Here is a 19,279-nt window from a genome sequence, read left to right as displayed (position 1 = left end):
CTGCAAGTTGAAGCATGGTGGTGTACCTGCTGTGGGTGTTCATGCTTTTTCTTGCGGCTGATAGCTTGCAGCTAAAAGCTGTTTTTGAAAAAAACTCCAATCCTGCTATTGACTTAGGTTCGCTACCTGCGTAAATTTCGCGGCCTCGGAGATGCAAACGGGTGATTAGCTCAGCTGGGAGAGCGTCTGCCTTACAAGCAGAATGTCGGCGGTTCGATCCCGTCATCACCCACCACTCCCGAGAAACTTGCGCAAGCAAGAACGTAGGCTGAAAGTGCCTGCACCGACGCGCAGCGGTAGTTCAGTCGGTTAGAATACCGGCCTGTCACGCCGGGGGTCGCGGGTTCGAGTCCCGTCCGCTGCGCCATATTTTACGAGTCAGATTCATCTGGTTCGTGATTGTCAGGCACCGAAGCCTGCAGTCAAAACGAGTTACTTGAGCGCAAGCTCAAAGCGATACGCAGCGGTAGTTCAGTCGGTTAGAATACCGGCCTGTCACGCCGGGGGTCGCGGGTTCGAGTCCCGTCCGCTGCGCCATATCTGCTCCAGGGCCCACTGAACGCCTTGAAGCACCGAAGTCAGCCAACGGTTGATTCGGAATCGATAGCAAAGACCCTGGTCGAAAGGCCGGGGTTTTTTGTGTCTGAAATTTGATCTTCCCTCCTGAATCCAGCGCAAATCCCTTGTAGGAGTGAGCCTGCTCGCGATCGCGGTAGTCCAGTCGACAACTTTGTGACTGAAGAATCGCAATCGCGAGCAGGCTCACTCCTACAGGATTCGATTTTCAAATCAGTTGCTGCGGTACCACGCCGCATTGATTTTTTGATTATTTAGTCAGCTTTTTTGTGTCTGGTTGTTTGCTGCGGCCTCGGAAACCTTTAAAGTTAACCTTTCGGTCAGCTTTGCACTGTCAACACAGCTCTTTGCTTCGCCAGAAAGGGCTTCTGCAAGACTCGAGATCCCCAGTAGATAACCACAAGGGCGGATATATAACCGCCCAGAGGATGATCCATGTCCAACCGTGAAATATCCCGGCGCTCGTTCCTCCAGGGCGGGCTGGTGGCGGGCGTGAGCGTCACGCTCACGCCGCTCAGCAGTCAGGCGCTGGCTGCCTTGATGGAAAACAGCGTCACCGTGCCGTCCGAGCAGTGGCTCGGTAACAATGGCAAGGCGCGTCAGCGTAACGATGCCTTGTCCAAGGTCTGCGGCAGCAAAGTGTTTGCCCGCGACATTCGATCCAAAGACATGCCGGGCTGGCCGCAGCAGCAGGGCCACGCCATGTTGTTGAAAACCATCAAGGCTGACCGAATCTACAACGGCTTCGACCTGTCCTGGCTCGGCACCGAGTTGCAGCCGGACCGTATCGTCACCGCCGCTGACCTGGACAAGGACGGCATCGTCTTCCCGGAAGAGCACGCCCCTGATCCATTGCTGCCGGAAGGCAAGGTACCGATGTTCATCGGCCACCCGGTGGCGATCCTGGTCTGGAACGATTTCGAGCGTTTCCGTCAGGCCAAGAACCAGCTCAAATTCAACGACAAAGCGATTCGTTATGGCGACAAAGTGCCGTTCTACGAAGGCGATCCCTACGGCAGCTTCCGCTACGTACGTGTCGGCGGCCCGACCTCGGCGGATGAAGACGAATTTGCCAGCCTCAAGGACTCGATCCTGTTCCCGATGCTGAAAAACCGCCGCCCGGTGTGGAATTCCCAGCCGAACCTGCACGGCAACCTGACCGAGCGCGGCCTGTTCTACGCCGAGCGCATGAAGAAAGAGATCGATACGCCGCCGGACAACTGGCTGGTGTTCGACGAGCGCTACAAGACGCCGTCGATCGAGCCGGCCGCGCTGGAACCGGACAACGGCAACGGCTGGTACGATCCGCAGACCAAGACCCTGCACTTCGTCGTGGCCACTCAGTGCCCATTGGAAGTGGCGACCGAGACCGCGAAAATGATCGCGCCGTCGCGCTTTGGCCTCGCCAATCTGAACATGCACCCGGGTTACACCGTCGGGTACGGCTCCAAGGACCACAACATTTTCGTCTACTACGCAGCTCTCGCTGCGCTGTATGGCGCTGGGGTGCCGGTGCGTCTGGCCAACGACCGCTACGAGCAATTTCAGAGCGGCATCAAGCGTCACCCGTTCGACATCCGCTACCAGTTGGCCGTGGACAAGAACGACTACACCTTCAAGATTTTCCGCGCTGAAATGAGCGTCGACGGTGGCGGTCGGGTCAACTACAGCCCATCGGTGGCGGCGGTCGGTGCAACAGCGGCGCAGTCGATCTACTACATGCCGCAGAACGATCTGCAGGTCACCGCGTACCACTCGCGTGCGGTGGAAGCGGGTTCGATGCGCGGTTACGGCACGCTGCAGAGCATGGCGTCGACCGAAATGATGGTCGATGAAATCGCCGATCGCCTCGGTGTCGACGCGATCGATCTGCGCCGCAAGAACGCCCTGCGTTCGGGCATGAAAAACACCCAGGGCGCGATTCCTGCCGGTGCACTGCGCCTGCACGAAATTCTCGACAAGGCCGCGGTGCACGAAGTCTGGAAAAACCGCGAGGCGATCAAGCAGCAGCGCGAAGCGGCCGACCCGGACAACTGGTATGGCGTCGGTTTTGCCATTTGCCAGAAAGACTTCGGCACCGGTTCCGAAGCGCCGATGGCCAGCATCGAGTTCAGTGCTGACGGGCGCATCAGTCTGCGTCACATCGGCATCGAAATCGGCACCGGCATGTCCACCTCGCAGGCGCTGGTGGTGGCCGATTTCCTCGGCAGCCCGGCTCATGAAGTGAAGACCGGCGAAACCGAATGGAAGGAAATGCAGCTGATCACCAGTGGCAACCCTTACATCATGAGCCAGGCCGAGCAGAACAACCTGCTGCGCAACCCGCGTTGGGTCGGCAAATTGGCTTCGGCATCGTCGGCGACCAACTCGGCTTACTACTTCAGCCACGCCACCCGGGAAGCGGCGCGCGTGCTGTTCAATCACGGATTGTGGCCGGCGGCGCTGGAGATCTGGCGTCAGGGCCCGTATGGCGGCCAGGCCAACCCTTACGTGGTGCGGCGCGAAGATGCGCACTGGGTCGACGGCAAACTGACCGCCAACGGCATGCAGCCGCTGAGCTTCGAAGAACTGGCCAAGCGTGCTCATGAACGCGGTCTGGTCACCGCTGCCACCGTGCACGGTTTCAACCGCTGGAGCTGGGCCGAGGCTGAATACAGCATCGACGGTGTACGCGAGCGCCTGCCGCTTGACGGTCTGGCGGTGAAGTACGGTGATGGCGCGCCGCAAGCGAAAAAAGCGCAGATGAACAGCGCCGGTTTCCATTTGCTCGATCGGCAGAACATCAACTACCCGGTGGTGCAACTGAACAACGCGGCAGTGACTTACTACAGCCCGGTCGCCACGCTGGTCGAGCTGAAGGTCAACAAGGGTTCTGCAGAAGTTGAAGTGCTCAACCACCATTCGTGGGTCGAGTGCGGCCGCGTGCTGGTCGAAGAACTGGTCAAGGGCCAGCTCGAAGGCGGTATCGCCATGGGCATCGGGCACGCCTTAATGGAAGAAATGCCGCTGTACGAAGGCGGGCCAGGGGAGGGTGACTGGAACTTCAACCGCTATCGCTTGCCGATGGCCCGTCACGTTGCGGTGTGGAAGCAGACCGCGGAGATTCTGCCGCCGCTGTCGCCGAGCGACCCGTCCAAAGGCATCGCCGAGGTGGTGATGATCCCGATTGTCGGTGCCATCGGTAACGCCGTGGCGCACGCCATCGGTAAACGTGTTCGCGACCTGCCCATCACTGCTGCGCGCATCAAGGAGGCCCTCAATGGCTAACCGTCCGCTTCAACTGACCCTCAATGGTCAATCCGTCGGCCCGGTGGACATCCCTGATGACCTGCCGATGATCGACTATCTGCACGAATACAAAAACCTCACCGGTTCGCGTCTGGGCTGTGGCCAAGGCATCTGTCACGCCTGCGTGGTGATCGTCGACAACCCGGACGGCACCAGCGAAGAAGTGCGCACCTGCATCACGGGTGCGCATTACTTCGAGGGCAAAAAGGTCCGCACCATCGAATCCCACGCCAAGCGTGACGAGCACGGGCAGGTCACTGAGTTGAATCCGATCCAGCAACGTTTCGTCGATGAGTTCGCCTTCCAGTGCAGCTACTGCGCGCCAGGCTTCGTCAACGCCGCGACGGTGCTGGTGGAGAAGCTGCAGCGTCAGCCAATCGTCAAAAGCCAGCTGGAAAGAGTCATCGAGGACAGCCTCGGCCATCACGTCTGCCGTTGCACCGGGTACGTGCGTTATTACAACGCCACCCGCAACGTGCTGACCGATCTCGGCCTGGTCAAGGAGGGTTAAACATGAAGCGTTTACTGACCCGCCTGACGCTGGCGGTCGGCCTTGCCGCGCCAGCGTTGTTCGCTCATGCCGATGAGCAAGTCAAACGCGGCGAATACCTCGCCCGCGCTGCCGACTGCATGGCCTGCCACACCGCCGCCGGTGGTGCGCCATTTGCCGGTGGACTGCCGATCGTCTCGCCGTTCGGCACGATCTACGGCACCAACATCACTCCGAGCAAAAAGTACGGTATCGGTTTGTATAGCGATGACGAGTTCTTTGCTGCGCTGACCGCAGGCAAGCGGCGCGACGGGGCGAACCTGTATCCGGCGATGCCGTACACCTCGTATCACTTGATGCCGCGTGCAGACTCCGACGCGATTCATGCCTACCTGAAAACCATCGAGCCGATCGAGCGCGCCGCGCCGGTCACCAGCCTGAGCTTCCCGTTTAACGTGCGCCCGGGCCTGATGGGCTGGAACATGCTCTATGGCAGCGCTCTGAAGCTGGAACCAGCCGAAGGCAAAAGCGAAGCGTGGAAGCGCGGCCAGTACATGGTCGAAGTGCTCGGCCACTGCGGCGAATGCCACACCCCGCGCGGTCTGCCGGGAGCGATGCAATTGGACAAGCGTCTGACTGGCGGCATCCTCAACGGCTACCTGGCGCCGAGCCTGCTCGCCACCGATCTGGCTGCGCGCGGCTGGAACCAGCAGGATCTGGCGACGTTTCTTAAACACGGCATGAGTGCGCAGGGCACGATGTTCAACGAGATGTTCCCGGTGTTTCATAACAGCACCCAGGGTCTCAAGGATGCGGATCTGGCGGCCATGGCGACTTTCCTGCTGGGCGAGCAACCGCCGGCAGCCAAGGCGCTGGTTGAAGTGCCGGTCGCGCAGCTCGGCGCCAGCGCCCAGCGTGGCCGTCAGGAATACCTGAACGTCTGCGCCGGTTGCCACGCGGCGGGTGGCGAAGGCAAGCCGCACATTGCGGTGGCCATGCGCGGCAACACCACGTTGCGTCTGGAAGATCCGCGTAACCTGCTGCGGGTGATCGAGGACGGCATCGGCGAACAGAAATTCTCCGGGTTCGAGCACATGCAACCGATGCCGGGTTTCGCCGACAAGCTCAGTCCTGAGCAACTGACCGATCTGCTCAACTACCTGCGTCAAGGCTGGGGCGGGCAATCGGCGGAGCTGGTGGTGAGCGAGGTGCACAAGTTGCAAGCCGACGCATCGTCGATCGAGCACAAGGCGCACTGATATGCAGCATCTCGATCTGCAAGTGGTGCGCCGGGCGTTGGAGTGGTCACTGGCCGGGCAGCGTATCTGGCTGTGCACGGTGCTGGCCACCTATGGCTCGGCACCGCGCGCGCCGGGTTCGCTGTTGGCGGTGAACGACGGCGGGCAGTGGATCGGATCGCTGTCCGGTGGTTGCGTCGAGGAGGATTTTCTCCAGCGCGTCGCCGAGGGTGCGTTTCATGATGCTGCCAACGTTGTGCGCTACGGCGAGGGTGACGATCCGCGCTCGCGGGTCAGTCTGCCCTGTGGCGGCATTCTTGATGTGCTGGTGGAAAAACTCGATGCCGGCTGCGAGGTGCAGGCGCATCTGCGCGAACTGGAATCGGCGCTGCTTGGTCAGCGTCGTCTGATTCGTGAGGTCGATCTGGCCAATGGTGCGCGTGGTCTGTTCGTTGATCGCGAGCAGGGCGCGCGGATCGAGCGTGAGATTGATCGGGTGCGCATTCGTATCGGCGCGGCGCAGCGCTTGTTGCTCGCTGGCTACTCCAGCGTCGCGCAGGCGTGCGCCGAGTTCGCCGTAGGTCTGGGCTTCGAGGTGATTCTCTGCGATCCGCGTGATGAAGTGCTTGAGGGAGTCATACTCGAAGGCGTGGAAATTCGCCGGCAGTTGCCGTCGGTGTTCATTGCTGACGGCGGCTGTCATCGTGACACCGCGGTGGTGGCGCTGACTCACGATCCACGCATCGACGATCTGGCGATGATGGAAGCGGTGCGCACCGAAGCCTTCTACATCGGTGTGATGGGTTCACTGCAGACTTCGCAAAAGCGCTTCGAGCGTTTGCGTCGGATTGGCGGTCTGGGGGAGGGCGAGCTGGCGCGGATACATGCGCCGATCGGTCTCAATCTCGGCAGCAAGACGCCGGCAGAAATCGCCTTGGCGGTACTGGCGGATATCGTGCGGATTCGTAGCGGGATTCCTCGGGACCAGCTCTGAGTCTACGTTGATGAAAAAGGGGCCGCTGTTCAGCGGCCCCTTTTTTTACATCCCGAATTTATCGCGCAGTCCGTAATACCAAGCGCCGAGTGCGGCGAACGGTGTGCGCAGCAACTGTCCGCCCGGGAACGGGTAGTGCGGCAGATCGGCGAACGCATCGAAACGCTCGGCCTGACCGCGCAACGCTTCGGCCAACACCTTGCCCGCCAGGTGTGTGTACGTGACGCCATGGCCGCTGCAACCTTGCGAGTAATAGATGTTGTCGCCAAGACGACCCACCTGTGGCAAACGCGACAGCGTCAGCAGGAAGTTTCCGGTCCAGGCGTAGTCAATCTTCACGTCCTTGAGCTGCGGAAAAGCCTTGAGCATTTTCGGACGGATGATCGCCTCGATATTGGCCGGGTCGCGCGCGCCATACACCACACCGCCGCCGAAGATCAGGCGCTTGTCTCTCGTCAGGCGGTAGTAGTCGAGCAGGTAGTTGCAGTCTTCGACGCAGTAATCCTGCGGCAGCAGTGCTTTGGCCAACTCATCGCCCAATGGCTCGGTGGTGATCACCTGAGTGCCGCACGGCATCGATTTGGCTGCCAGCTCCGGTACCAGATTGCCGAGGTAGGCATTGCCCGCCACGATGATGAATTTGGCCCTGACCTTGCCTTGCGGCGTATGCACAACCGGGTTGGCACCGCGTTCGATACGCACCGCCGGCGACTGTTCATAGACAGTGCCGCCGAGAGATTCAACCGCCGCCGCTTCGCCGAGCGCCAGGTTCAGCGGATGGATATGCCCGCCGCTCATGTCGAGCATGCCGCCGACGTATTGCTCACAACCGACGACTTCGTGAATACGGCGCTGATCGAGCAGCTCAAGTTGCGAATGGCCGAAGCGCTCCCAGAGGCGCTTCTGCGATTCCAGATGGCCCATCTGCTTGGGCGTGAGGGCGGCGAACACGCCACCGTCCTTCAAATCGCATTGAATATTGTATTTGGCGACACGCTCGCGAATGATCCGGCCGCCCTCGAAGGCCATCTGCCCAAGCAATTGCGCTTGCTTCGGGCCGACACTGCGTTCGATCACGTCAATGTCCCGGCTGTAACTGTTGACGATCTGCCCGCCATTGCGCCCCGAGGCGCCGAAGCCGACCCTGGCCGCTTCCAGCACGGTCACGCGAAAACCGTTCTCCAGCAGAAACAGTGCCGAGGACAGCCCGGTGTACCCGGCGCCAATCACACAGACATCCGTCTCCACATCATCCTGCAGCGCCGGACGTGACGGCGCGGCGTTGGCCGACGCAGCGTAATAAGACTCTGGGTAAGGGGTGTTCGCCATCCTGCCGCCTCTGTTTAATATATTTTACGAGTGCGCTGATCCTACCCGAGTTGAAAAACCTCCGCCAGCCACCGGAAAAACCGCGTTGCCGGGGGCAAATTAAATATTTTGCATATTCATAGGGTTAGGTGAAAAAAAGGTGTTGACACCCCTCCGGAATTCCGTAGAATGCCGCCTCACAGCAGGCACGTAGCTCAGTTGGTTAGAGCACCACCTTGACATGGTGGGGGTCGTTGGTTCGAGTCCAATCGCGCCTACCAAACAAAATCCGCTCTGCTGGGCGGTCTAGAAGGGCTCACCGAAAGGTGAGCCCTTTTTTGTTGTCTGGGATTTGCCAAATCCGCTTGGTGACCAACCAAAATGAAAGGGCTTCCAAGCGTGTGCGGTCAGGCGCTCTGCGGTTCGCTGCGTCCGCTTTCTTCCACCGCCAGATTTGTGAAGAAAATACAGCCTATGAGCCTTGCGAACAGTGTCAGTGTGTCGGCAAGGTCCGGGTTATCGAACAGCACAGCCCTTGAATCCAACGCGCACAATGCTCCCCACAATCTTCCATCCGGCAGAAAAACAGGCGCCCCTGCATAGCTCTCGATCGCAAATTGCTTCACGACTGGACGTGAGCACAGCCGACCGTCGTCACTGATTTTCGGCAGGAAAAGCACCTTGGGGTCTCGCCGGAACTCGCTGCAAAGCGTGGTCTCCAGATCCAGGGTATCGCCGACGTTGATACCAAGCTCGATCGGATCGTACGCCGAGCAAACTATCCATTCGGTTTCGGTGAATTTTGCGATCCCGGCGAAGCGTGTTCCGGTCAAGCGCGTTACAAGCTGCAAGATATTCGTTGTTGCTTCGATTTCGGCAATCGCCGAGCGTTCTTCTGCACTCAGGGATGCTTTGAGAACAGTCTCACTCATTTCCATACGTTCAAATCTCCAGATTGCTTCTGCGTTGCCGAGCCTGCCCTGGCATCGTATCAACCAAGGTTCTTGCCAGCGTCATTAGCGTAGCCTTCCTCGCGGACCTTTGTCACAGGACCATTTCCTGCACAGACCGTTCGCTTTCAGGTACGTTAGTCCAGCATCCACTAAAATAATGTGGATATTGAAGGGGTTACAGTGCTATTGGACCAACCGGTTATCAGAAAACGGTTGTGGCAGCAGGTGGGTTTCAGTAATATCCGCCCCGCGTTCACCACCACGGTTTATGCATTTTTAAATCCCAAGCTTCCATCAGCTGCTTGGGATTTTTTTTGCCTGCGATTTGGCTTTTTTCTTTTGCTGACGATTCGATTCGACGTGTTACGCGCGTCACGATTGTGCCGAGCGGAGCGCCTTGGCGCGCGGCGAAGCGCTCGCGACAGGGCGGGCCGGGCTGTACGCCCGGATCAGCCATGTCGAGGCGTTGTTATTGATGTTGATGATGATCGCAGCGACCGGAATGGCGCGTGGCGTGACATTTGTTTAGCGGTGCGAATTCCCTGTGCTCTGTCGGAAACGTCCGACAGCCAGTCTTTGAGATGGCAGGTAGTATCTGGCGGGCAACGGGAGGAATGGCGTGTTGAAGTGAAGGCGGGACTTGCGTGTCAGGCGCCGTGCCCAGCGATGTGGGAAGCGGATGGCAAAACGGCGCGTAAAGCTCTAGCCAGTCATTCCACGAGGTAAACGGACTGGCTACTGACTGCGATGCGACTCAAGGCGTTTGTGGCTTGTCCGGAGCGGTCAGGCCAGCCTGGATGCGCTGGTAAATCTCTTCACGGTGCACGGCCACGTTTTTTGGTGCGTTGATGCCAATGCGAACCTGTTGGCCGCTAACGCCCAGAATGGTGATAGTGATGTCGTCGCCAATGTTTATGCTTTCACCGACTTTGCGGGTGAGTATCAGCATGGTCTTCTCCTTGATTGCTTTGTAGGGCACCTGATTCAGACAGTGCAGAGGTCGGTGGTACGTATAGATTAGTGCGAAGTCTCACGGTTTGGGTGCCTCTTTCTGACGCGCAGAAGCGGCATTAATTCCCAGGGCGTAACTATACAGAGGCTGCAAGCATCAATCTCGTTGTTTTGTGCCCATTTTGCGGGGCTCGCGAAGATTTATGAATGATAAGATCGCGGCTTTGGGATTTTCGAGGAAAGCGTTGTGCGCAAATTGGTCTGGGTAATCGCAGCACTGGTACTGGCGGGCTGTGGAGAGGGCAAGCAAGGTGATCTGCCGACGCCGAAAACTGCCGTTGCAGCGCCGGCAGTCGCCGCTGCTCCGCAATGGGATCTCGAGGTGCGTGGAGAAACGCCGCAGGCGGTCAGTGATCTGAGTGGCTGGTTGATCGAGCATGCTTTCGTGCCGACGGTCATCAAGGACAGCGGCGGCAAAACGCGAATTCTGATTGGCCCGTTCAATTCCAAAGCCGAGGCCGAAGCACGGAAGGTGCAGGTGGACGCGGCGCTGGTCAAGGCGAAAAAACAGAACATCGAATCGGTGCTGATCGAGCACCCGATCGCGCCATGACCCATCCACTTGGCGGATCAGCCTAAAGGCTGTCACGCGCGACTCGTTCCTTTGCAGTCGCTGATGATTTCCAGAAGGAGCTCCCATGGCCTCCGCCAACCCGTACAAGCTGTTTGATACAACCCTGCATCGCAAGACCCGGTTGAGCCCGCACCTGATGCGCATCACATTGGCGGGTCCGTCAGTGGCTGAGATGGCTACCTGGGCGCCGGATCAGCGGGTGAAACTGTTTTTCCCGGCGGCCAATGGTTCGCACGCGAAGCTCGCGCAGGAGGACGGCTGGTACGCTCGGTTTCGCGCGATGCTCGCGGATCGACGCCCGGCGATGCGCACCTACACCATTCGCCACTTGCGCGCCGGGCAGGGCGAAGTCGATATCGATTTTGTCCTGCACGGCGAGACCGGTCCGGCGTCGCGCTGGGCACTGCATTCGCAGCCAGGCGATGCGATGCAGATCCTTGCACCTGACCGGCAATACTCGGCGAAGGAGGCGGGCGGTTTTGAGTGGAAGCCGCCGCAAACCCTTAAGCAATTGTTGCTGGTTGCCGATGCGACAGCGCTGCCGGCCGCGATGGGCATACTGGATCAGTTGGCGAGGTCTTCGGCGCCGCCGCATGTCCAGGCGTTTTTCGAAGTGGACAGCCTGCAGGACATGCTTGCCGTTCCCGATTGGCCGGAGTTGTCGGTGCAGTGGCTGATTCGCGACCAAGCGAGCGAGTCGGTCGCTGGAACCTTGATGGTGCAAGCCGTGCGGACAGCTGTTTTGCCAGTCCATGCGGCCTCGGTTGCCCAATCACCTGAGCTGGCTGATGTTGATATCGAAAAAGACATTCTTTGGGAGATCGCTGATACCGCCCCGGATGGATTTTACGGCTGGATCGCCGGAGAGTCTGCAGCGGTGATGAGCTTGCGCAAATATCTGATCAAGGACTGCGGTCTGCCGCGTGAGTCGCTCAATCTGATGGGTTACTGGCGACACAACAAGGCGGCTAATTAGCCAATAAAAAAGCCTCGAACATGACATTCGAGGCTTTCTTTTGTCCGCTGATTCAGCCGCAGGCTTTCATGTTCACCGGGCCGACGAATTCGTTGCCGCGTCCCATCACACACGCCACGCTCTGATTGCGCTGAAGCTCCCAGTCTTGCACCGGATAGGTCTTGTCCCACGCCTCATACAATTTTCGATCCTGTTTCGACAGGCGCAAGCCGTACTGCTTGCTCATGTAGAAGTACGTCCGGGCGATCATGCCGCGGATCGAAGGGCGGGGCATGACCTTCTTTGCCTTGAAATCGACTTGAGTCAGGCACGAGCCGTATTGGCCCGATTGCACCGGCAACCAGCCGAAGCTGAAGTTGCTGCGGTCACCATTCACCTCGCCAATGCTCGGGACCAGGTTGTGCAGATCGGCCTCGGCTTTCTGGTAGACCGGGTCGTAGCGTGTGCAATTCTTGCGTCCACCGGTCTGCCAGCATTGGCGCTGATGGCCGATTTGCCAGGCCGGCACAATGTGCTCCCACTCGATGCGTGAGGCGCGCTTGGCGCTCTTGCGCGGGACGTAGCCGCAGGCTTTCAGATCAACCCGGTTACCGGTGTATTTGCACCCGCAATAAAACTCCGTGGACTGGGGCGCATAGAGTTTCCAGGCCGCCTTCTTGGCTTCGGAAAAAGTTCGGGGGGCGCCGGCCTGAGCACCCATGGCGACAAGCAGCAACAGAAACGCAAAACAGCGGACACTCATTGAATCAATCTTCCTTCGGTACAACCCAAAAAATCTGTACGCCACCGTCGTCGCGATAAGCGAGGGTGACATTGTCGTTCTCGTCGATTTCCTCAAGCAGGCGCTCCCAGTCGTCCATCGGCTCGTCTGGCAGGCGGAAGATCAGGGCGGCTTTGGCTTTTTGGGCGGTGGGGGAATTGATGATTTTCTGAACGCGCATACCCATGCGTTCGTAAGCGTCAGGAGCATCAGGGGAGGTGGCCACGAGGTTATCCTTATTAAGCTGTACGTGCATACAGTATTTAACTGTAAGCGTTTTCGCAACTGCTTAAAATTCAAGAAAATCCTCTGACAGTGGTTTTCCGATTTTGGTGTGGGAGGAATCGATTTTTTTGTGCGAAAAGTGCGCGATGGCAGTAAGCAGCGCATCACCCGCTTTGGCAGACGGGTGATGCGTGAATTGCCCGATCACGAATGGACCGGGCGGAGAGCACTCAATATTCCCAGAACATCCGTTGCAGCTCTTTGCTGTCGTTGGTCTTGGTCAGCGCGACCATCGCCAGGATCCGGGCTTTCTGCGGGTTCAGGTCGTGAGCAACGACCCAGTCGTACTTGTCGTCAGGTTGTTCGGCGTTGCGCAGAACGAAGCCGCCAGCGTTGACGTGGGACGAGCGAATGATCTGTACGCCATCCTTGCGCAGCGCTTGCAGGGCCGGGACGACGCGCGAGGACACCGAACCGTTGCCGGTGCCGGCGTGAATGATCGCCTTGGCGCCGGACTGCGCGAGCGCCTTGTAGGCAGTATCGCTGACGTTGCCGTAGGAATAGGCAATTTCTACGTCAGGCAGGCTCTTGATGTTCTTGATGTCGAATTCAGAATCCATGGTGTGACGCTTGGCCGGCAAGCGGAACCAGTAGGACTTGCCTTCAACGACCATGCCCAACGGGCCCCAGGCACTTTTGAACGCCTCGGTCTTGATGTTGATCATTTTGCTGACGTCGCGACCGGACTGGATTTCATCGTTCATGGTCACCAGTACGCCTTTGCCGTGCGCTTCTTTGCTGCTGGCCACGGCCACGGCGTTATACAGGTTGAGCATGCCATCGGCGGACATGGCGGTACCCGGACGCATCGAGCCGACCACGATGATTGGCTTGTCGGTTTTCTCCACCAGGTTCAGGAAGTAAGCGGTTTCTTCCAGAGTGTCGGTGCCATGAGTGATAACGATGCCATCGACATCCTTGCTGTCGGCCAGTTCGGCGACGCGGCGGCCCAGTTGCAGCAGGTTTTCGTTGGTGATGCTTTCCGAGGCGATCTGCATGACTTGTTCGCCACGTACGTTGGCCAGCTTGCTCAGTTCGGGAATGCCGGCAATCAGTTGCTCGACACCGACCTTCGCGGCCTGATAGGTAGCACTGTTGGCGGCGCTGGCGCCGGCACCGGCAATCGTGCCGCCGGTAGCGAGGACCACGACGTTGGCCAGCTTGGTCTGGGTTTCGGCTTCTTTGGCCTGAAGGGCGGTGGGCAGGAGCAGGAGGAGGGCCAATGCGCCCGGAACCAAAGTGTTGAAAGCAGATTTCATTATTTTTCTCTCTAGTAGTGAGACGGTGCTGATGCAGGTTCATCTAGATGCGCCCCAAGCCGATCTGGATGCCCGGGGTGCGATGAAGGGAGCAGGATCTGTACCAGCCGTACTGTGCCCCGCCAAAATGCTTAACCTGATGATTTACATCAAGATTTCAGGTGTAAGTAAAAGTTGGGCGCGTGGGTTTATCCGGTTTCCCGAACAAAGAGAGCTTTCGCGTTCGGCTCTCCGAAAAAGACTACGAGCGCTGTCGAGCCCGTCGGCTGGCCGATTTTCGATTTTCTGCTAAAGAAATTCGGCCAGGCGCCGATGGGTGTTCAAGGAATCTGAAATCTGGGGATACACATGTCACTGACGGTCGGCTTTGCAAATCCGGGTGCTGTCACCATTGGCGGTAAAACCGCAGCAACGATCAACACGTTGAACGACGCGGGCAAGGACGCTTCTACCGAGGCCCTGGGCGTTGAAAAAGACAAGAGTAATCAGGTCAGGACCGGTGGCGCCGCGCCCGAGGAGAGCAAAACCGAAGGCAGCAGCAACCTCAACACCACCGTGAAAATGCTCCTCAAGCGCATGCAGGAATTGCAAAAGCAGCTTCAAGAGCAACAGCAGCAGTTGGCCGCCGCCCAGGCCAAGAGCTACCCGACACCCGAAGCCAAGTCCCAGGCGGTGATGTCGATTCAAGGGCAGATCGCGCAGACCAGCGCCGCAATGACGGAAGTCGCCGCTGCGCTGGTCAAGGAAATGTCTCAGGGTTCAACCAGCGGCAATGTGGTGAACACCACGGTTTGACGCAGAAGGGGCGAATCGGCGGATTCGCCCTACAATAAATGACGATTTCTGATTGTTGACAAATGTCGGCGGGATTCGCATAGTTCGGTCTACGCAAACGTTTGCGTCGCTTACCTCCGGTGCTGTCGCCCCGTCTGCAAGCGATGTAGCTTACGCCAGCGCAAGCGTTGCTCACAATAATCATAAGATCGGAGTGAACCCATGAAGCTGCCATTCGCTGGACGTCTTCTTGCTGTCGCTATGCTGGCTGCCACAGCCGCCGCGCTACCTGTCTCCTCGGCGTTCGCCGAATCCGCTGAAAAACCCAAAGTCGCCCTGGTCATGAAATCCCTGGCCAACGAGTTCTTCCTGACCATGGAAGACGGCGCCAAGGCCTACCAGAAAGAACACTCCGCCGATTTCGACCTGATCTCCAACGGCATCAAGGACGAAACCGATACCGCAGGCCAGACGAAGATTGTCGAGCAGATGATCCTCGCCAAGGTCGATGCGCTGGTTATCGCACCCTCGGACTCCAAAGCCATGGTGCCGGTGATCAAGAAGGCCGTCGATGCCGGTATTACCGTGATCAATATCGACAATCAGCTTGATCCGGCAATCGTCAAAAGCAAAAACATCAGCGTCCCTTTCGTAGGACCCGACAACCGTAAAGGTGCGCGCCTGGTCGGTGAATACCTGGCCAAGCAGCTCAAGGCCGGTGACGAAGTCGGCATCATTGAAGGTGTGTCCACGACCACCAATGCCCAGCAACGTACGGCTGGCTTCAAGGATGCGATGGAGGCTGCGCAGATCAAGATCGTTTCCCTGCAATCCGGTGACTGGGAAATCGACAAGGGCAACAAGGTCGCCGCTTCGATTCTCAGTGAATACCCGAACGTCAAAGCGTTGCTGACCGGCAACGACAGCATGGCAGTCGGCGCCGTTTCCGCCGTCCGTGCTGCCGGCAAGGCGGGTCAGGTGAAGGTCGTCGGTTACGACAACATCAATGCGATCAAGCCGATGCTCAAGGACGGTCGCGTGCTGGCCACGGCTGACCAGTTCGCCGCCAAACAGGCGGTGTTCGGCATCGAGACTGCGCTGAAGATCATCAAGGGCGAGAAAGTCGACAGCGGTGCCAACGGCGTGATTGAAACACCGGTCGAGCTGGTCACTCAGTAAGCTTCTGGCGACACAATGGCGCTCGTCCGTCCGGGCGAGCGCACGGAGAGTTATCTATGTCAGTTTCCGCCCCGAACGCTGTCCTCTCGGTCAGCGGTATCGGTAAGACCTATGCGCAACCGGTGCTTGCCGGCATCGATCTGACGCTGATGCGCGGTGAAGTGCTGGCGCTGACCGGCGAGAATGGCGCCGGCAAAAGCACCCTGTCGAAGATCATCGGCGGTCTCGTTACGCCGACCACCGGCCAGATGCAATTCCACGGCAAGGACTATCGCCCGGGCAGTCGCACCCAGGCCGAAGAGCTTGGTGTGCGCATGGTCATGCAAGAACTCAATCTGTTACCGACCCTGTCGGTGGCGGAAAACCTGTTTCTCGACAATTTGCCGAGCAACGGCGGCTGGATCAGCCGCAAGCAACTGCGCAAAGCGGCTATTGAGGCCATGGCGCAGGTCGGTCTTGATGCGATCGATCCGGATACGCTGGTCGGCGAGCTGGGTATCGGCCATCAGCAAATGGTCGAAATCGCCCGCAACCTGATTGGCGATTGCCATGTGCTGATTCTTGACGAGCCGACCGCGATGCTCACGGCCCGCGAAGTCGAAATGCTCTTTGAGCAGATCACCCGATTGCAGGCGCGCGGCGTCTCGATCATCTACATTTCCCACCGTCTCGAAGAACTCGCCCGCGTCGCGCAGCGCATTGCCGTGTTGCGGGACGGCAATCTGGTTTGCGTCGAGCCGATGGCCAATTACAACAGCGAGCAACTGGTCACGCTGATGGTCGGTCGCGCATTGGGCGAACACATCGACATGGGTCCGCGCAAGATAGGCGCGCCGGCCTTGACGATCAACGGACTGACTCGCGGTGACAAAGTCCGTGATGTCTCGTTCGAAGTGCGTGCCGGGGAAATCTTCGGGATTTCCGGACTGATCGGGGCAGGGCGTACCGAACTGCTACGGCTGATCTTCGGCGCGGACGCAGCCGACAGTGGCACCATCGCGCTCGGCTCGCCAGCGAAGGCAGTCAGTGTGCGCTCGCCAGTCGATGCAGTGCGGCATGGCATTGCATTGATCACCGAGGACCGTAAAGGCGAGGGGCTGCTGCTCAGTCAGTCGATCAGCGCCAACATTGCGCTGGGCAACATGCCGGAAATTTCCAGCGGTGGTTTCGTCAACAATGGCGATGAAATCTCTTTGGCGCAGCGTCAGATCGACGCCATGCGCATCCGCAGTTCGAGCCCGACACAACTGGTGTCCGAGCTGTCCGGGGGCAATCAGCAAAAGGTTGTCATCGGCCGCTGGCTGGAGCGTGACTGTTCGGTGTTGCTGTTCGACGAGCCGACCCGGGGCATCGACGTCGGCGCCAAGTTCGACATTTATGCCTTGCTCGGTGAGCTGACGCGGCAGGGCAAAGCGCTGGTGGTGGTGTCCAGTGACCTGCGCGAGCTGATGCTGATCTGCGACCGCATCGGCGTGCTCTCGGCAGGGCGTCTGATCGATACCTTCGAGCGCGACAGCTGGACCCAGGATGACTTGCTTGCCGCCGCTTTCGCCGGCTACCAAAAACGTGATGCGTTGCTCAATGAAGCGGCGCCTAGGGATCTCCCATGAAAACTGCATCTCCTGCCGGCAAACGTAGTGGCAACTTCTATGGCCTGGGCACCTATCTGGGCCTGGCCGGTGCCTTGCTGGCGATGATTGCGCTGTTCTCGGTCTTGAGCAGCCACTTTCTGTCCTATAACACCTTCAGCACGCTGGCCAACCAGATCCCCGATCTGATGGTGCTGGCGGTCGGCATGACGTTCGTATTGATCATCGGCGGCATCGACCTCTCGGTCGGTTCGGTGCTGGCATTGGCGGCTTCGACCGTCAGCGTGGCGATTCTCGGCTGGGGCTGGGGCGTGTTGCCGTCGGCGTTGCTTGGTATGGCGGTAGCGGCACTTGCCGGCACCGTTACCGGTTCCATCACGGTGGCCTGGCGGATTCCTTCCTTTATCGTGTCGCTCGGTGTGCTGGAGATGGCCCGTGGTCTGGCGTATCAGATGACCGGCTCGCGTACTGCCTACATCGGTGATTCGTTTGCCTGGCTGTCGAACCCGATCGCCTTCGGTATTTCGCCGTCGTTCATCATTGCCTTGCTGGTGATTTTCATCGCCCAGGCCGTGCTGACGCGCACCGTATTCGGTCGCTACCTGATCGGCATCGGTACCAATGAAGAGGCGGTACGGCTCGCGGGGATCAATCCGAAACCCTACAAGATTCTGGTATTCAGCCTGATGGGCCTGCTGGCGGGTATCGCGGCGCTGTTTCAGATTTCCCGTCTGGAAGCGGCTGACCCGAATGCCGGCTCCGGTCTTGAGCTGCAGGTGATCGCCGCAGTGGTGATCGGCGGCACCAGCCTGATGGGCGGGCGCGGTTCGGTCATCAGTACGTTTTTCGGCGTGTTGATCATCTCGGTATTGGCGGCGGGGCTGGCACAGATCGGCGCGACCGAGCCAACCAAACGCATCATCACCGGCGCCGTCATCGTGATCGCGGTGGTGCTCGACACTTACCGCAGTCAGCGCGCCAGTCGGCGGGGCTAATATATGGCAACGATCAAGGATGTGGCAGCGCTCGCAGGCATTTCCTACACGACCGTGTCGCATGTGGTGAACAACACCCGGCCGGTCAGCAAGGAAGTGCGCTTGAAAGTCGAAGCGGCAATCCAGAGCCTCGACTATGTGCCGAGCGCGGTGGCGCGGTCGCTCAAAGCCAAGACCACGGCAACCATTGGCCTGTTGGTGCCGAACAGTCTCAACCCTTACTTCGCCGAGCTGGCGCGCGGGATCGAGGACTATTGCGAGCGTAACGGCTATTGCGTGATTCTCTGCAACTCCGATGACAATCCTGACAAGCAGCGCAGCTATTTGCGTGTGTTGCTGGAAAAGCGCATCGACGGTCTGATCTTCGCGTCTGCCGGCGGTGACAGCGCCCTGGCGCAGGGGCTGGCGGGGGTGAAAACGCCCATGGTCATTGTCGACCGTGGTCTTGAAGGCGTTGATGCCGATCTGGTGCGTATCGATCACGAATACGGTGCGTACCTCGCAACCCGTCATCTGCTGGAATTGGGTCATCGCGACATCGCTACTATCGGCGGCCCGGCGAGCACCAGTGTTGCGCAGATGCGTCAGGCCGGCTATTGCCGAGCGTTGGCAGAGGCGGATATCGCGGTGCGGCAGGAACGCATGCTGGAAAGTGACTTTACCAGTACGGGCGGCTACAACGCCGCGGCGAAGCTGCTGGAAAACAATCCGCCGAGCGCGATTTTTGCCGGTAACGACATGATCGGCATCGGTGTGTTGCGCGCGGCAGCAGAACGCAACGTGCGGGTACCTGGCGAGTTGTCGGTCATCGGCTTCGATGACATTCAGATGAGCCGTTACGTGTACCCGGCGCTGACCACGGTGGGGCAGTCGATCCTGCAACTCGGTGAGATGGCCGCCGAGGTGCTGCTGCGCAGGATCGCCACGCCGAATCTGGGCACCGATCAACGCATCGTTACCCCAAGTATTGTCTTGCGTGAATCGACCGCACCGCTGTCCGGCGTGTTCACCGAATACCGCTGAAACCGAA

18 protein-coding genes, 4 tRNA genes and 1 pseudogene are annotated in these 19,279 nt (G+C 59.1%); 16 read left to right on the top strand and 7 right to left on the bottom strand.

Annotated features, from left to right (window positions below; genetic code table 11):
- The first annotated feature begins 159 nt into the window (after positions 1-159).
- The 7 genes from J3P93_RS17890 (at position 160) to J3P93_RS17860 (ending at position 6,586) form a co-directional block, all read left to right on the top strand.
- Positions 160-235 (top strand) — tRNA-Val (locus tag J3P93_RS17890).
- Between the two features lie 55 nt (positions 236-290).
- A tRNA-Asp gene (locus J3P93_RS17885) sits at positions 291-367 on the top strand.
- A gap of 93 nt (positions 368-460) precedes the next feature.
- Positions 461-537 (top strand) — tRNA-Asp (locus J3P93_RS17880).
- 474 nt (positions 538-1,011) lie between these two features.
- The gene (locus tag J3P93_RS17875) at positions 1,012-3,843 is read left to right on the top strand and encodes a xanthine dehydrogenase family protein molybdopterin-binding subunit (RefSeq protein WP_434590268.1); all 2,832 of its coding nucleotides are present in this window, start codon (positions 1,012-1,014) and stop codon (positions 3,841-3,843) included.
- Positions 3,836-4,375: a (2Fe-2S)-binding protein gene (locus J3P93_RS17870; protein ID WP_434590265.1), complete on the top strand. Its 540-nt coding sequence runs from the start codon at positions 3,836-3,838 to the stop codon at positions 4,373-4,375. The genes J3P93_RS17875 and J3P93_RS17870 overlap by 8 nt, the downstream gene beginning before the upstream one ends.
- Positions 4,376-4,377: 2 nt before the next feature.
- Complete coding sequence (locus tag J3P93_RS17865) at positions 4,378-5,613, top strand: c-type cytochrome (protein ID WP_434590262.1); 1,236 nt, start codon at positions 4,378-4,380, stop codon at positions 5,611-5,613.
- Between the two features lies 1 nt (position 5,614).
- Complete coding sequence (locus tag J3P93_RS17860; protein ID WP_434590259.1) at positions 5,615-6,586, top strand: XdhC family protein; 972 nt, start codon at positions 5,615-5,617, stop codon at positions 6,584-6,586.
- Positions 6,587-6,631: 45 nt separating this feature from the next.
- Here J3P93_RS17860 and J3P93_RS17855 read toward each other — a convergent pair whose 3' ends face one another.
- A complete protein-coding gene (locus tag J3P93_RS17855; RefSeq protein WP_434590256.1) occupies positions 6,632-7,915 on the bottom strand; it encodes an NAD(P)/FAD-dependent oxidoreductase in 1,284 nt (427 codons plus the stop codon).
- A 183-nt stretch (positions 7,916-8,098) separates the two neighbouring features.
- On the opposite strand from J3P93_RS17855, the gene J3P93_RS17850 reads away from it, so the two are divergent.
- A tRNA-Val gene (locus tag J3P93_RS17850) sits at positions 8,099-8,175 on the top strand.
- 126 nt (positions 8,176-8,301) lie between these two features.
- On the opposite strand, the gene J3P93_RS17845 is transcribed toward J3P93_RS17850, so the two are convergent.
- Together J3P93_RS17845 and J3P93_RS17840 are read right to left on the bottom strand one after the other, a co-directional pair.
- Complete coding sequence (locus tag J3P93_RS17845; protein WP_434590253.1) at positions 8,302-8,832, bottom strand: GAF domain-containing protein; 531 nt, start codon at positions 8,830-8,832, stop codon at positions 8,302-8,304.
- Positions 8,833-9,100: 268 nt separating this feature from the next.
- On the bottom strand, positions 9,101-9,304 hold the full coding sequence (locus J3P93_RS17840) for a hypothetical protein (RefSeq protein ID WP_434590250.1): 204 nt from the start codon (positions 9,302-9,304) through the stop codon (positions 9,101-9,103).
- Here J3P93_RS17840 and J3P93_RS17835 point away from each other — a divergent pair.
- A pseudogene (locus J3P93_RS17835) lies at positions 9,236-9,376 on the top strand (DUF2214 family protein); the annotation flags it as partial. The gene J3P93_RS17840 and the pseudogene J3P93_RS17835 overlap by 69 nt on opposite strands.
- A gap of 225 nt (positions 9,377-9,601) precedes the next feature.
- Here the strand turns inward: J3P93_RS17835 and csrA are convergent.
- Positions 9,602-9,796, bottom strand: coding sequence for a carbon storage regulator CsrA (gene csrA, locus J3P93_RS17830; protein WP_003179932.1), 195 nt, complete (start codon positions 9,794-9,796; stop codon positions 9,602-9,604).
- 249 nt (positions 9,797-10,045) lie between these two features.
- Here csrA and J3P93_RS17825 point away from each other — a divergent pair, with 249 nt between their 5' ends.
- Both J3P93_RS17825 and J3P93_RS17820 read left to right on the top strand, forming a co-directional pair.
- On the top strand, positions 10,046-10,411 hold the full coding sequence (locus tag J3P93_RS17825) for an SPOR domain-containing protein (RefSeq protein ID WP_434590247.1): 366 nt from the start codon (positions 10,046-10,048) through the stop codon (positions 10,409-10,411).
- 85 nt (positions 10,412-10,496) lie between these two features.
- Positions 10,497-11,408, top strand: a complete 912-nt coding sequence (locus tag J3P93_RS17820; RefSeq protein ID WP_434590244.1) for a siderophore-interacting protein — start codon at positions 10,497-10,499, stop codon at positions 11,406-11,408.
- 52 nt (positions 11,409-11,460) lie between these two features.
- On the opposite strand, the gene J3P93_RS17815 is transcribed toward J3P93_RS17820, so the two are convergent.
- The 3 genes from J3P93_RS17815 to J3P93_RS17805 all read right to left on the bottom strand — a co-directional run bounded on the left by J3P93_RS17815 (position 11,461) and on the right by J3P93_RS17805 (position 13,712).
- Positions 11,461-12,150: an endonuclease gene (locus tag J3P93_RS17815; protein WP_434590241.1), complete on the bottom strand. Its 690-nt coding sequence runs from the start codon at positions 12,148-12,150 to the stop codon at positions 11,461-11,463.
- 4 nt (positions 12,151-12,154) lie between these two features.
- Entirely contained in the window at positions 12,155-12,424 is a 270-nt protein-coding gene (locus J3P93_RS17810; RefSeq protein WP_090282667.1) for a DUF1654 domain-containing protein, read from the bottom strand.
- Positions 12,425-12,623: 199 nt separating this feature from the next.
- Positions 12,624-13,712, bottom strand: coding sequence for an asparaginase (locus tag J3P93_RS17805; protein WP_093102799.1), 1,089 nt, complete (start codon positions 13,710-13,712; stop codon positions 12,624-12,626).
- A 348-nt stretch (positions 13,713-14,060) separates the two neighbouring features.
- On the opposite strand from J3P93_RS17805, the gene J3P93_RS17800 reads away from it, so the two are divergent.
- From J3P93_RS17800 to J3P93_RS17780, 5 genes are all read left to right on the top strand, one after another.
- The gene (locus J3P93_RS17800; protein WP_434590237.1) at positions 14,061-14,507 is read left to right on the top strand and encodes a hypothetical protein; all 447 of its coding nucleotides are present in this window, start codon (positions 14,061-14,063) and stop codon (positions 14,505-14,507) included.
- 201 nt (positions 14,508-14,708) lie between these two features.
- Positions 14,709-15,665 carry a sugar ABC transporter substrate-binding protein gene (locus tag J3P93_RS17795; RefSeq protein ID WP_434590234.1) on the top strand — a complete coding sequence of 319 codons (957 nt, stop codon included), beginning with the start codon at positions 14,709-14,711 and terminating at the stop codon, positions 15,663-15,665.
- Between the two features lie 56 nt (positions 15,666-15,721).
- The gene (locus J3P93_RS17790; protein ID WP_434590231.1) at positions 15,722-17,275 is read left to right on the top strand and encodes a sugar ABC transporter ATP-binding protein; all 1,554 of its coding nucleotides are present in this window, start codon (positions 15,722-15,724) and stop codon (positions 17,273-17,275) included.
- Positions 17,272-18,249, top strand: coding sequence for an ABC transporter permease (locus J3P93_RS17785; protein ID WP_123448673.1), 978 nt, complete (start codon positions 17,272-17,274; stop codon positions 18,247-18,249). The genes J3P93_RS17790 and J3P93_RS17785 overlap by 4 nt, the downstream gene beginning before the upstream one ends.
- A gap of 3 nt (positions 18,250-18,252) precedes the next feature.
- Positions 18,253-19,272, top strand: coding sequence for a LacI family DNA-binding transcriptional regulator (locus tag J3P93_RS17780; protein WP_434590227.1), 1,020 nt, complete (start codon positions 18,253-18,255; stop codon positions 19,270-19,272).
- The last annotated feature ends 7 nt before the right edge of the window (positions 19,273-19,279 follow it).

The sequence above is a fragment of the Pseudomonas sp. R3-57 genome, from assembly GCF_051132065.1.
GTDB lineage: Bacteria > Pseudomonadota > Gammaproteobacteria > Pseudomonadales > Pseudomonadaceae > Aquipseudomonas.
This window is presented reverse-complemented; position numbering and strand designations above follow the sequence as displayed.

Bases quoted from the DNA above. Each gene is read 5' to 3' on its own strand.
- J3P93_RS17800 (WP_434590237.1), top strand. From the start codon at position 14,061: ATGTCACTGACGGTCGGCTTTGCAAATCCGGGTGCTGTCACCATTGGC.
- J3P93_RS17860 (WP_434590259.1), top strand. From the start codon at position 5,615: ATGCAGCATCTCGATCTGCAAGTGGTGCGCCGGGCGTTGGAGTGGTCA.
- J3P93_RS17865 (WP_434590262.1), top strand. From the start codon at position 4,378: ATGAAGCGTTTACTGACCCGCCTGACGCTGGCGGTCGGCCTTGCCGCG.
- J3P93_RS17795 (WP_434590234.1), top strand. From the start codon at position 14,709: ATGAAGCTGCCATTCGCTGGACGTCTTCTTGCTGTCGCTATGCTGGCT.
- J3P93_RS17805 (WP_093102799.1), bottom strand. From the start codon at position 13,712: ATGAAATCTGCTTTCAACACTTTGGTTCCGGGCGCATTGGCCCTCCTC.
- J3P93_RS17815 (WP_434590241.1), bottom strand. From the start codon at position 12,150: ATGAGTGTCCGCTGTTTTGCGTTTCTGTTGCTGCTTGTCGCCATGGGT.
- J3P93_RS17785 (WP_123448673.1), top strand. From the start codon at position 17,272: ATGAAAACTGCATCTCCTGCCGGCAAACGTAGTGGCAACTTCTATGGC.
- J3P93_RS17780 (WP_434590227.1), top strand. From the start codon at position 18,253: ATGGCAACGATCAAGGATGTGGCAGCGCTCGCAGGCATTTCCTACACG.
- J3P93_RS17820 (WP_434590244.1), top strand. From the start codon at position 10,497: ATGGCCTCCGCCAACCCGTACAAGCTGTTTGATACAACCCTGCATCGC.
- J3P93_RS17810 (WP_090282667.1), bottom strand. From the start codon at position 12,424: ATGCACGTACAGCTTAATAAGGATAACCTCGTGGCCACCTCCCCTGAT.
- J3P93_RS17870 (WP_434590265.1), top strand. From the start codon at position 3,836: ATGGCTAACCGTCCGCTTCAACTGACCCTCAATGGTCAATCCGTCGGC.
- J3P93_RS17845 (WP_434590253.1), bottom strand. From the start codon at position 8,832: ATGGAAATGAGTGAGACTGTTCTCAAAGCATCCCTGAGTGCAGAAGAA.
- J3P93_RS17790 (WP_434590231.1), top strand. From the start codon at position 15,722: ATGTCAGTTTCCGCCCCGAACGCTGTCCTCTCGGTCAGCGGTATCGGT.
- J3P93_RS17875 (WP_434590268.1), top strand. From the start codon at position 1,012: ATGTCCAACCGTGAAATATCCCGGCGCTCGTTCCTCCAGGGCGGGCTG.
- J3P93_RS17840 (WP_434590250.1), bottom strand. From the start codon at position 9,304: ATGGCTGATCCGGGCGTACAGCCCGGCCCGCCCTGTCGCGAGCGCTTC.
- csrA (WP_003179932.1), bottom strand. From the start codon at position 9,796: ATGCTGATACTCACCCGCAAAGTCGGTGAAAGCATAAACATTGGCGAC.
- J3P93_RS17855 (WP_434590256.1), bottom strand. From the start codon at position 7,915: ATGGCGAACACCCCTTACCCAGAGTCTTATTACGCTGCGTCGGCCAAC.